10 protein-coding genes and 2 pseudogenes are annotated in these 12417 nt (G+C 57.0%); 5 read left to right on the top strand and 7 right to left on the bottom strand.

What is annotated here, in order from left to right; all coding sequences use genetic code 11:
• Positions 1-749: malic enzyme-like NAD(P)-binding protein (locus ACIQ0R_RS06570; protein WP_395825221.1), on the bottom strand; the 749-nt coding region annotated here is incomplete at its 3' end.
• 264 nt (positions 750-1013) lie between these two features.
• On the opposite strand from ACIQ0R_RS06570, the gene ACIQ0R_RS06565 reads away from it, so the two are divergent.
• The 3 genes from ACIQ0R_RS06565 (at position 1014) to ACIQ0R_RS06555 (ending at position 3219) form a co-directional block, all read left to right on the top strand.
• Positions 1014-1511, top strand: a complete 498-nt coding sequence (locus ACIQ0R_RS06565) for a rubrerythrin family protein (protein ID WP_395825218.1) — start codon at positions 1014-1016, stop codon at positions 1509-1511.
• A gap of 125 nt (positions 1512-1636) precedes the next feature.
• Complete coding sequence (locus tag ACIQ0R_RS06560; RefSeq protein ID WP_395825215.1) at positions 1637-1801, top strand: rubredoxin; 165 nt, start codon at positions 1637-1639, stop codon at positions 1799-1801.
• Between the two features lie 239 nt (positions 1802-2040).
• Complete coding sequence (locus ACIQ0R_RS06555; protein ID WP_395825212.1) at positions 2041-3219, top strand: FAD-dependent oxidoreductase; 1179 nt, start codon at positions 2041-2043, stop codon at positions 3217-3219.
• 156 nt (positions 3220-3375) lie between these two features.
• On the opposite strand, the gene recQ is transcribed toward ACIQ0R_RS06555, so the two are convergent.
• The 4 genes from recQ to ACIQ0R_RS06535 form a co-directional block, all read right to left on the bottom strand.
• Complete coding sequence (gene recQ, locus ACIQ0R_RS06550; protein ID WP_395825208.1) at positions 3376-5274, bottom strand: DNA helicase RecQ; 1899 nt, start codon at positions 5272-5274, stop codon at positions 3376-3378.
• Positions 5275-5326: 52 nt separating this feature from the next.
• A complete protein-coding gene (locus tag ACIQ0R_RS06545; protein ID WP_395825205.1) occupies positions 5327-6199 on the bottom strand; it encodes an undecaprenyl-diphosphate phosphatase in 873 nt (290 codons plus the stop codon).
• Between the two features lie 66 nt (positions 6200-6265).
• A complete protein-coding gene (locus tag ACIQ0R_RS06540; RefSeq protein WP_395825201.1) occupies positions 6266-7111 on the bottom strand; it encodes an undecaprenyl-diphosphate phosphatase in 846 nt (281 codons plus the stop codon).
• Between the two features lie 168 nt (positions 7112-7279).
• On the bottom strand, positions 7280-7789 hold the full coding sequence (locus ACIQ0R_RS06535; RefSeq protein ID WP_395825198.1) for a DUF1439 domain-containing protein: 510 nt from the start codon (positions 7787-7789) through the stop codon (positions 7280-7282).
• A 546-nt stretch (positions 7790-8335) separates the two neighbouring features.
• Between ACIQ0R_RS06535 and ACIQ0R_RS06530 the strand changes: the two genes are divergently transcribed.
• Together ACIQ0R_RS06530 and ACIQ0R_RS06525 are read left to right on the top strand one after the other, a co-directional pair.
• Complete coding sequence (locus ACIQ0R_RS06530; RefSeq protein ID WP_395825195.1) at positions 8336-8443, top strand: IS3 family transposase; 108 nt, start codon at positions 8336-8338, stop codon at positions 8441-8443.
• A 90-nt stretch (positions 8444-8533) separates the two neighbouring features.
• Positions 8534-9617: pseudogene (locus ACIQ0R_RS06525) on the top strand (M14-type cytosolic carboxypeptidase).
• 145 nt (positions 9618-9762) lie between these two features.
• On the opposite strand, the gene ACIQ0R_RS06520 reads toward ACIQ0R_RS06525, so the two are convergent.
• Both ACIQ0R_RS06520 and acnA read right to left on the bottom strand, forming a co-directional pair.
• Positions 9763-11016: a DUF2863 family protein gene (locus ACIQ0R_RS06520; RefSeq protein WP_395825192.1), complete on the bottom strand. Its 1254-nt coding sequence runs from the start codon at positions 11014-11016 to the stop codon at positions 9763-9765.
• Positions 11017-11362: 346 nt separating this feature from the next.
• Positions 11363-12417: pseudogene (acnA, locus tag ACIQ0R_RS06515) on the bottom strand (aconitate hydratase); the annotation flags it as partial.

Genomic DNA, 12417 nt, shown 5'->3' with positions numbered 1-12417 from the left:
AAACGTTCCTTGTCCGGATCCATCAGCTCGACACGACCCTTGTAGACCACACCGGCCAGATCAGTGACGAAAATGTTTTCAATCGGAAAGCCCAGGTCGACGATCAGATCGAGGCAGGCCAGTGCCGCAGCGCCAGCGCCAGATACCACCAGCTTGCACTGCTTGATATCCTTGCCGACCACTTTCAGGCCGTTCAGGATCGCCGCGCCGACAATGATCGCGGTGCCGTGCTGGTCATCATGGAAGACCGGAATCTTCATGCGGTCGCGCAGCTTGCGTTCGATCTCGAAGCATTCCGGCGCCTTGATGTCTTCCAGGTTGATGCCGCCGAAGGTCGGCTCCAGCGAAGCGATGATGTCGCACAGCTTGTCTGGATCGTGTTCGTTGATTTCGATATCGAAAACGTCAATGCCGGCGAATTTCTTGAACAATACGCCCTTACCTTCCATCACCGGCTTCGATGCCAGCGGCCCGATGTTGCCCAGGCCCAGCACGGCAGTACCGTTGGTGATGACGGCAACCAGGTTGCCGCGTGCGGTGTAACGGAAAGCGTTGGCCGGATCAGCGACGATTTCTTCGCAAGCAGCGGCTACGCCTGGCGAATAAGCCAGCGCCAGATCGCGCTGGTTTGTCAATAATTTGGTTGGCGTTACGCTGATTTTTCCGGGGGTCGGAAACTCGTGATATTCAAGCGCAGCTTGACGCAATTGTTGGCGGAGCTCTTCTTTTTTATCAATCATCGAATCCATATGCGTCTGTCCCCAGTGTAACAAGTGAAAGTCCTTGATTTTATCAGACTGGTTGCCGCAAACCATGTGAATTTCGCATGGTGAAGAGTGATTTCATTCATTTTTCCCATTTGAAAAAACTATTCGAATATAAAAAATAACAATCGAAAAACTATCGAGGCAATGAAAATAATCAATTTCCCAAAGCAATTAATAAAAACTATTATGCGTCCTGAAGCAAGTGCAAAAATTTCCTTCCCGGCAATTATTTAGAGAGAGAACAACATGGCAAACCAAGACAACAGCAACAAATCAGTCACCATCGCCAACCTGGAAGCCGCATTTGCCGGCGAATCGATGGCCCATATCAGATACCGTTATTTCGCCAAGCTGGCGCGTGAAGCTGGTGCCGACGATGTTGCCAAGATATTTGAAGACACCGCCGAGCAGGAAGTCATGCACGCTTTCGGCCATCTCGACCTGCTGTATCCGAAGGCGCAACTGACACCGGCCAAGTCGCTGGAAATCGCCATCGAAAGCGAAACCTACGAATACACCGAGATGTACCCGAAATTCCGTCATCTGGCGATCGAAGAAGGTAACCACGCCGCCGTCGCCGAGTACGACGAACAAATCGCTGAATCCAAAGAGCATGCTGAGAACTTCAAGCGCGCGCTGGAAAAAGCCGCCAAGCGCTTCGCCGCGCTGACCAAGGTGGAAGAGCGCCACGCCAACCACTACCAACATGCACTGAATACACTCAACGCCGCGAAAACGGCGTAAGGCAAGCCGGGCTCAGGCGATAAACCATCACGCCTGCCGGTGGGGCAAGCGCGGGCAGGCAAACAAACAAACAAACAAACAAACAAACAAACAAACATTCAACATTGACACACAAAGGAAGCAAAATGAAGACTTACCAATGCATCGTATGCGGATTGATTTATGACGAAGCGGCCGGCTGGCCGGACGACGGCATCGCCGCCGGCACCAAATGGGAAGACGTTCCGGCCGATTGGGAATGCCCTGACTGTGGCGTCGCCAAGGCCGATTTTGAAATGGTTGAAATCTAACTCTGCTCAAGCATTGCAAAAACTTCGAGCGCAATCATGGCCGCCGCAATCACTGTAGGCAGGCTGTACTGCGATTAATGCGATATTAATTTAATACGATTAATTAATACGATTAATACCGTTATCGCAGCGATCGCGCTCAAGGCGCGCTGCCGCCATTGTGCGGCGGCGTGGCCCTGACATTATTCACCTCAGGCTCAACAGCCTTATCATCATTGCCAATCATCCCTCAGGACCTTATGAAACCCATCATCATCATCGGCGCCGGCATGGCTGCTTACTCGCTGGCACGTGAAGTGCGCAAGCTGGACAAGGCCGCCGCGCTGCTCATCATCACCGCCGACGATGGAGGCTTCTATTCGAAGCCAATGCTATCGAATGCGTTCGCGCAAAAGAAACTGGCGGCGCAGCTGGTATCGCAAAGCGCCGTGCAAATGGCTGAGCAGGTCGGCGCCAACATCCTTACCAAGACCCGCGTCACGCACTTCGACACTGGCCGCAAGGTGGTCGACACCAGTAGCGGCACGTTCGAATACGCAAAACTGGTGATCGCCGTCGGCGCACGCGCGATCCGGCTTGGCTTGGCGGGTGATGCCAGCGATCAGGTATTGTCGGTCAATCACATTGACGACTACGCCACTTTCCGCGCCAGGCTGCTGCCGGATCAACGCGCCTCGGCGCGCGTGGCGATCATCGGCGCCGGCCTGATCGGCTGCGAATTCGCGGACGATCTGGCAACGCACGGCCATCATGCCACATTAATCGATCCTAACGCCGTACCGCTGTCGGCATTGGCGGCGCCGGCACTATCGCAGGGCTTGCAGGCAGCGCTCAGTGCACACGGCGTCGATCTGCGTTTGGGCACCACCGCTACCGGCGTCGAGCACGCCGAAGGCGGGTTCAAAGTGACGCTGGCAAATGGCGATGCGCTGGTTGCCGATGTGGTGCTGTCGGCAGTCGGCCTGCGCCCTGATCTGACGCTGGCGCAAGCAGCACAGTTGGCAACCGGACGCGGCATCATCGTCGATAACCACGGCCGCACCAGCGCCGCCGATGTTTATGCGCTCGGCGATTGCGCCGAATATCGGATAGATAATCAAGGCCGCACCAGCCCGCTGCCGTATATCGCGCCAATCCTGGCAGCGGCGCGTGCCATAGCCAAGACCCTGACTGGTGAAGATACCGAAATCGACCTGAAAGACTCGCCGGTGATCGTCAAGACACCAAGCTACCCGCTGGCGCTAGTGCCGCCGCCGCAACATGCGGTTGCGGCAGGCCGCTGGGAAACCGAAACCGATGGCGACAGAACCATCTGCCGTTTCTTCGACGAGCACGGTGTGATGGTTGGATTTGGGGTAGCGCCGCAAGAGTCCAAAATCAGACAAACATTGATGGCAGCGCTGGGAACGGCGGCTTAAGCATCATTTGGCGTAGCCGTGGCGCGGCTGGGTCATCCCCGCCACGGCGGCGATCCACATTAGAGAGCAGTATAGTAACAATGGATTGCCGTATTCGCGGGAATGAAGCGGCGCATGGAAACCGGGGATCGGGCCTCAATTGAACCCCATCAGCCGCTACCCCAGCTCAGCAATCAGCGCCACGATCTCAGCCCCGTACGTCTCCAGTTTTTTCTCGCCAACCCCGCTGACGCCACGCAAGTCGTCCAGCGAAGCCGGCTGTGCCTTGGCAATTTCGCGCATGGTGGCGTCGTGGAAAATGACGTAGGCTGGCACATTGTGCTTGCGTGCAGTCTCGACCCGCCACCAGCGCAGCTTCTCAAAGATGGCCTGCTCCAGCGTCGACAGATCGGTCTCAACGTAACCCTTGGATTTGCCGCTGTTGCGCTTCTGGCTGACCGGTTTCTGGTACTGCCGCAACTGCACCGGATGCTCGCCCTTGAGCACCGGCCGCGCCGCATCGGTCAGCTTGAGCGCGCTGTAGGATTCGTGATCGACAGTGATCAGGCCAAGCGCGATCGACTGCCGCAGAATGGCGCGCCACTCAGCCTCGCTGCGGTCGCTGCCGATGCCGAACGTGGAGAGCTGATCGTGACGCCATTGCTTCATCTTGTCGGAATCGATGCCGCGCAGAACGTCCATCACATGCATTGCACCAAAGCGCTGATCGACACGATAAATAGTGGATAACAACTTTTGCACCACCACGGTGGCGTCAAACGAAACCGGCGGGCTCATGCAGGTATCGCAATTGCCGCAGCGCTGCGACCGCTGGCCAAAATAATCCAGCAGGCGCACCCGGCGGCAATGCAAGGTTTCGCACAGGCCCAACATGGCATCAAGCTTGACGCCTTGGACCCGCTTGAATACTTCGCCGGCTTCCGATTCGTCGATCATGCGGCGCTGCTGCACCACATCCTGCAAACCATATGCCATCCAGGCATTGGCAGGAGCGCCGTCGCGACCGGCACGGCCGGTTTCCTGGTAATAACCCTCTATGCTTTTGGGTAAGTCCAGATGGGCAACGAAGCGCACATCCGGCTTGTCGATTCCCATGCCGAAGGCGATGGTGGCGACCATCACAATACCGTCTTCACGCAGGAAGCGCCCCTGGTTTTTGGTACGCAACGCGTAATCCATGCCGGCGTGATAAGGCAGTGCGACGATGCCTTGCTGCGCCAGAAACTCAGCCGTTTCCTCGACCTTCTTGCGCGACAGGCAGTAGACGATACCGGCGTCGCCGACATGCTCGCTTTGAATAAAGTCGAGCAACTGCTTGCGGCCATTGGCTTTTTCGACAATCTGATAGTGGATGTTGGGACGGTCGAATGAAGAAACAAAACGCGCGCCCTGCTGCAATTGCAAACGCTCGGCAATTTCCTCGCGGGTCTGCTGATCGGCAGTGGCGGTCAGCGCGATGCGCGGCACCTGCGGGAAGCGCTCGTGCAGGATCGATAACTTGATGTATTCCGGCCGGAAATCATGGCCCCATTGCGATACGCAATGGGCCTCGTCGATGGCAAACAAAGCGATTTTCGACGCCGCCAGCAACTCCAGGCAACGTGGCGTCAGCAAGCGTTCCGGCGCCACATAGACCAGATCAATTTCGCCGTTGCGCACCTGCCGCTCAATCTGCGACGCTTCTTCATAGGTCTGGGTGGAATTCAGGAACGCGGCCCGCACCCCGACTTCGGCCAGGGCATCGACCTGATCCTGCATCAATGCGATCAGTGGCGACACCACCACGCCAACGCCATCCCGTAACAAGGCTGGGATCTGGTAGCACAGGGACTTGCCGCCGCCGGTCGGCATCAGCACCAGCGCATCGCCGCCGTTGGCCACGTGGCTGACGATTTCAGCCTGCTGCCCGCGGAAAGACGGATAGCCGAATATCGTCTGCAAGATATGCAAGGCTTGCGGGTCGGCCGAAGTGGCCGAAGTGGCCGAAGTGGCCGAAGTGGCCGAAGTGGCCGGAGTGGCCGGAGTTGCCGGAGTTGCTTGTGCTGAATTTGGCATTAAATACTTTTACTTTTACTTTGCTTGGCTCAGCTTGAATGAGCTTGCCTGATTAACTTAAAAACCCATTGTTGACTGCGACCAGCAGGAAAATACCCAGTGCGATGCGGTACACAATGAACGGCCATGTCGAGAACTTTTCCAGGAACTTCATCAAGCCCCAGATCGCGGCAAAGGCAGAAATACTGGCCACCAGCAAACCGAAAATCAACAGCATCCAGGTTTCCAGCGGCATGTGCAGATGAAACAACACCAGCAGTTCTTTCAAACCGGCCAGCGCGATAGCAGGCAAGCCTAACAGGAAAGAAAAACGCGCCGCTTCTTTGCGCTTAAAATTAAGGAACAAGGCGGCAGTCAGCGTGGAACCGGAACGCGATACACCCGGGATCAACGCTCCAACCTGCGCCAGACCGACGATCAGTGCATCGCGCAGACGCATGTCGCCGACCGTGCGGCGATGCTTGCAACTGACTTCAGCCAGCGCCAGCAACACGCCCATGCCGATACAGGCATAGCCGATCACGCTCAGGCTGCGCAACGGCGAACCGCAGGCGTTAAGGACGTGGGACAGCGACAGCCCGGCAATCCCGATTGGAATCGTCGCCAGGATGATCGCCACGCCAAGGCGGAACGATGGGCTGCTGAAATCGCGCTGACGCACGGCAGTGATGCTGCCAACCGTAACAGCGCGCACATCGCGCCAGAAATAACTGACCACGGCGGCAAGTGCCACCAGTTGCATCGCGGCGGAAAATGCCGAGCCGGGATCATGCCAGCCGAGCAATGCCGGCACGATGCGCATGTGCGCGGTGGAAGAAATCGGCAATAGCTCGGAAATCCCTTGAATCACGCCGAGAATCGCGACTTGCAGATAATCGAGCGACGCAAACCCGATATCGGTACCAGCGGAACATACACTTGCCACAACCTTCTCCCATTGAAGAATAGATCATCAAAAACAAACACCAATCGGGTTTGCGGCCAGGGCCACTCAATGCGCCCAGGTCACCCAGCCCATGTAACCGGTGACAACCACCACCAGCCCAAACACAATCCGATACCAGGCAAATACGGTGAAATCATGGCTGCTGATATAGCGCAGCAACCAGCGCACGCACAGGAATGCCAACACAAACGCTGCCACGGTGCCGATCGAGAACAGCGGAATATCCGCAGCCGACAACAAAGCGCGATCCTTATAAAGCGAATAGATGGTTGCTGCAAACAGCGTCGGAATCGCCAGGAAAAAAGAAAATTCGGTAGCCGCCTTGCGCGACAAGCCAAACAGCATGCCGCCGATGATGGCGCCGCCGGAGCGGCTGGTACCTGGGATCAACGCGAACGCCTGGGCAAAGCCGATCTTCAGTGCATCGAGCGCGCTCATGTCGTCAACCGACTCAATCCGTGCCACGCTGACGCGATTCTTGTTGCGCCTTTCGACCCAGAGAATGATCAAACCGCCGACGATCAATGCAATCGCCACCGGCAGCGGTGCAAACAGCTGGTCCTTGATCATGCGGTTGAAGGCCAGCCCGAGTATTGCCGCCGGCATGAAAGCAATCGCCAGGTTGATGACCAGCTTGCGGGCCCTGGGATCATGCGGCAGCCCGCGCAGCACAGCGCCGATGCGGGTCCGATATTCCCAGCAAACCGCGAGAATGGCGCCGGCCTGGATGGCAATGTCGAACACTTCGGCTTTTTCACGCGTAATAGCGGCGCTGAAATCGAGCAGGCTGCCGGCGAGGATCAAATGGCCGGTCGAAGAAATCGGCAGGAACTCGGTAAAGCCCTCGACCAGGCCCATGATGAGAACTTTTAGCGCGAGAATAATATCCATGTAGTCTGGTAAAAAAAGAAAAAGAAAAAGAAGAAGAAAAAAAGAATTGACAGGCAAAGAGAAATCGATGTTGCAACGGGCGTTACAAACGCCAGCAAGCCAGGCAGAAGCGAGGCATGGCGGCAGTAGGTAGCGCTGCGTTAAAAAATAGCCGACCGGGCAAGCCGGCTATTTTACCGGCTCGAAGGTTATCACGAGGGATTCCGGCTTCGTGCCGATTTTTGTCGGCATGAACGTCACCCCGGCATAACGCAGATCTTCCGGCTTGAAGGTATACAAAGGCACCTTGTCGAGCATCTGCGCAGCCAGAAAATTACCGATCTGCGCGACTTGCGCGGCATAGTTTTTGTCGACACCCTGGAACCCCAATTGGCCCAGCCTCGGTGCGGTCAGAATGACGGCGTTATGCAGATTATCCAGTGCCAGCACGCCTGATATTTGCATCTTGCCACTCCACGACTTGCCCAGCAGCGGCAACGCCACGGTGACGTCGGTATCGATCGACAAGCGATCCTGCCCAAGCGGCAAGGTCAATTTAGCCTGGCTGGCGGTGACGTCAAACAAAGTCATGTAACGCTGTGAAAACGGCAGCCGCTTATCCAGCGACTGATGCATTTTAGATAACGGAAATTCAACATCGCGCGGACCGATCAGCGCCGCGCAAGAAGATAGCAGCATCGTGAGCAGCATAAAAAGCACCGACAGTACGCTACTCGGACTCAATCGCTTTGATCCCATTCGGATTCTTCCTCGTTTTTCTGACATGCATCTGGAATGCAAACCGCCGATTCTACACCGCGGTCAATTGCTCTGGGCGATGGAAGATACGGCACCGGTTGGCCGCGTCCAATTAAATGCAGCGCACGCCGGCAGGCTTGGCATTAGGCATAATTACCCCCCTGTGTGCGGTGGATGAAAGAAGTAATCGGCTGGTCCTCAAGCCGCGCATGACAACCGATTTGGTGAGCGATGCGCTGAAGATGGCCTAGTTCCGCCGGTGCCGGGTGTTCTGCATCACTCTGACAGGGGGAGTCAGTACGCCAGCCTGGCTTACCAGAAAAAATTGGACGAGTTCGGCATGACGTGTTCGATGAGCCGCAAGGAAAATTGCTGGGACACTCGCCGACCGGAAGCTGGTTTAACAGCTTCAAGAACGAGCGCTACCAAAGTATGCCCTATCCGACGCGTGCCGAGATGAAGGCGGCAAGCTTTGAATAATTCGCGGTGTTTTATAATCACAAGCGGCGGCATTCAAACCTCGGATATAAATCGCCAGTCCAGTTCTCAAACCGCTGGATCAGTGCGCAGAATCAGGAAAAGCAGGCCGCATAAGAGTCGTCTGATGGAAGACGGAAAACCGAGGGAACCTCACACAATAATCTCATGCCAATCAAAATTAGCCAGTAGTTTGACGCCGGAGCGATTGAAGTCGTGCGCGCCGATGATCCTCAGCAAATCGAATTGAAAATCCGTAGCGATTCGCACGCGGATTTCACCCAATGGTTTTATTTCCGTCTGCAGGGTGCGCGTGACGAGGCGTGCCGGATTCGTTTCTTGAATGCCGGTGCCAGCACCTATCCGAAGGGGTGGGAAAACTATCAGGCGGTCGCCAGCTATGACCGCGAGACCTGGTTCCGGGTGCCGACCGGGTTTGACGGCGAGGTGATGACCATCGAGCATACGCCGGACCGCGACAGCGTCTATTACGCCTACTTCGAGCCGTATTCCTGGGAGCGTCATCTGGCGTTGCTCGGCAGCGCCGAGGAATCGCCGTTGGCGCGAGTCGAGGATATCGGCAGTACGATTGATGGCCGCGATATGAATCTGCTGATCATTGGCGACCCGGATGCGCCGAAAAAAGTGCGGGTCATCGCGCGCCAGCATCCGGGCGAGACCATGGCGAAATGGTTTGCCGACGGTATGGTCGATGCGCTCTTGGATCGTGCCGATCCGCTGGCGACCAGCTTGCTGCAGAAGGGGGTGTTTTACATCGTGCCTAACATGAATCCGGACGGCTCGGTGCGCGGCAATCTGCGCACCAACGCTGCGGGTGCGAACCTGAACCGTGAGTGGATGACGCCATCCCTGGAGCGTAGTCCAGAAGTATTCGCGGTGCGCAACAAGATCCATGAAGTCGGCTGCGATCTGTTCCTGGATGTGCATGGCGATGAAGCGTTGCCGTATGTGTTTGTGGCCGGTTCGGAAATGTTGTCAGACTTCAGCCCGCAGCAAGTGCTGGAGCAGCAAAAATTCATCGACGATTTCCAGCGCGCCAGCCCCGATTTTCAGACCGAATTCGGTTATGCGGCCAGCAAGTACAGCGATGATGTGCTGACCCTGGCGTCCAAATATATCGGCCATACCTTCAAATGCGTATCGCTGACGCTGGAGTTGCCGTTCAAGGACAATGCCAATTTGCCTGATCTTGAGACCGGTTGGGATGGCGCACGCAGCGCGCGTCTGGGGGGCGGTGGTGTTGCAGCCGATACTGCGGGCTGTCTCGTAAGCGAGTCTCGTAAGCGAGTCTCGTAAGCGTGTGTTGCAAGCTTTCGTAAGCTTGTCTCGCAGGGTTGATGGGCCGCGCGTTGAGCGGCGGCGCATCATCCTTACCTGTGTTTGCTTCGGCTGCCTGACGGGCCAGCCGAGTTGACTCAATGAAAATGCGCTGATCCGGTCGGCGCATCCTCCGGCATCTCCGGATGCACCAGGTCGCCTTCGCGATCGGGATACAGCGGCGTGCCGCAATCATCGCAGAATTCCATCGCATACAGCCCGGCATGCCGCTGGATATCGTCGACGCCGCACTCGCGCAACAAGGCCAGGATCTGTTCCAGTGGCGTCTCCGGTTCGGCGTTGGCGGGATCGCTATTGCCGCTACGCAAAATAACATCTTCGTTGGCTTCTTCCTGTCCATACAGCGGCCACACCACGCCATAAATCACTTCGGTGGTCTGGCCGAGCGAGAAGCCGATGCGGTATTCATCGACGCGGCCGCTCTCTGGTTGTTCGCTGAAGCGGCCGATGCTGGCGTGCAGATCCTTCGACGCGATTTCCAGGGTATGAGTCAGGTAATAACTGGCTGCGCGCAGCGATGCCGGTCGAATTTGCAGATCGGCTTCGCGGCAGGCGGCAAAGTAGGCTTCCGGCAGCAGCAGCTGGATGCCGCAGCCGGGTAGCAGGCGCGTCAGGTTGGGCGTCATCTGGCTGCGCCATTGCTCCAGCGCCTGTTCCTTGTCTGCGGCAATGTGGCCGGCGTGGCCGTGCGCCAGTTGCCAGCGGAACAGCGGCATCCCGCTCGGCACCACCAACGCAGCCAGCACATAACGGGTGCCGGCCAGAAACGGTGCGGTCGGCGGCGGGTTGGATGGGTTGCGAACCGGGGCGGTGCTGAGCGCGGCATGTGCAAGTTGTTGCAGTAATGTGTAAGTATCGGCGTGGCTGCGCGGCAGCTGATCGATCGCGTACAGCGTCGGCACGATGGCGGTCAATACTTCCGGCGCCAGGATGTGAGCATGCAGATGAGCGCTAAGCGTTGCTATCACATCGGCTGGAATCGGCCCCGAGCCAATCGAGAAACGCGTCCATGCCAACAGCGGTATGCCGACCAGCAGGCAATCGTATTGTTTGCCTTGATACGCGATGCTGCTCGATTCGCTGCAGGCTTCGACCATATCCATCAGCGCATCGTAGGCATCCGGTTGGGTCGGAAAAAGTTGTTCCAGCGCGCCATCGATCGGTTCCTGATGGTGCGCCTTGAAGTGCTTGTTGAGCAAAACTTCGATATCGCGTTCCCATGAACGCTCTTCGAGGCGGCTGGACGCTTGCGTCAATACCTGTGCCAGTTCGGCCAGGCGGTGGCTGTCGGTAGAAAATTTACGGGAAGGTTTTTTTGACGGGCGGCGCATGGTAGATAGAGTGGGGGCTGACAACATAGTCAATATCTTACTGCGCGACCGTAGCAGATGCGCATTCGCATCCGATGCATCAGCGGGCAACTGAGATGCTCACATATTCGTCTATTTAAATATGCTCCGCTTTTCTGCGCTGCCTTCTGGCCCACGACCGCTTGCTGAGAGTTTCAACCACTCTGAGGCAGGAAGACTGCAAGTTTGTATTGTAGTGCATTTCTGCGAGCGGGCCGCAGAAATGCAAAACGCCGGCAGTGCCGGCGCTTGTTATTTCATTCAGATGACTGACAACCGACCGCCTAGCCCCATCCGGCAGAGCAGATGACGCCAAACGGTCGGATGATCACGCTGCCAGCAACTGGCGCAGCACGAACGGCAGAATACCGCCGTGTTTGTAGTAATCGACTTCGATCGGGGTGTCGATACGCAGCAGGACCTTGACTTCCTTGGTTTCGCCATTGGCGCGATGAATTACCAGGGTAGCGTCTTGCTGTGGCTTGATTTCGCCGTCAATGCCCTTCAGGTCGAAGGTTTCATTGCCGGTGATGCCCAGCGTTTGCACGCTGTCGGTACCGATGAATTGCAGCGGCAACACGCCCATGCCGACCAGATTGGAGCGGTGGATACGCTCGAACGAGCGCGCAAACACAACCTTCACGCCCAGCAGTTGCGTACCCTTGGCTGCCCAATCGCGCGACGAGCCTGTACCGTACTCTTCGCCGGCAAACACCATGGTTGGCACGCCATCCTTGATGTATTGCATTGCGGCGTCATAGATCGAGGTTTCTTCGCCGGTAGGCTGGAACAGCGTGATGCTGCCTTCAACCCGCGAGCCGTCGGGTGTCGGCGGAATCATCAGGTTTTTGATACGGACGTTGGCGAACGTACCGCGCATCATGATTTCGTGATTGCCGCGACGCGAGCCGTAGGAGTTGAAGTCTGCCTTCAGCACGCCGTTGGCGATCAGCCATTTACCGGCTGAGCTGGATTCCTTGATGGCGCCGGCTGGCGAGATGTGGTCGGTCGTGATGGAGTCGCCGAACACGCCCAGTGCGCGCGCGCCGGTGATGCCGGTCGCGGCTGCCTTCGGTACCATGGTGAAGTCCTGGAAGAACGGCGGCTCAGCGATGTAAGTCGATTTCGGCCAGTTGTAGACTTCGCCACCGGCGACGCCCTTGATGGCTTCCCACAGCTTGCCTGGCGCGCCCTTGACGTCGGCGTAGTTGGCCTTGAAGACCTTGGCGTTCATCGCAAACTTCATCAGCTTGGCGACTTCTTGCGAAGTTGGCCAGATGTCGCCCAGATAGATATCTTTGCCTCCCTTGCCCTTGCCGACAGGCTCAGTCATGAGGTCGCGTGTCATGTTGCCGGCGATTGCGTAAGCTACGACCAGCGGTG

This window comes from Collimonas sp., from assembly GCF_044339385.1.
Classification (GTDB): domain Bacteria; phylum Pseudomonadota; class Gammaproteobacteria; order Burkholderiales; family Burkholderiaceae_D; genus Collimonas.
Note: the sequence above shows the minus strand (reverse complement) of the source record. Positions and strands in the feature narration are given on the sequence as shown.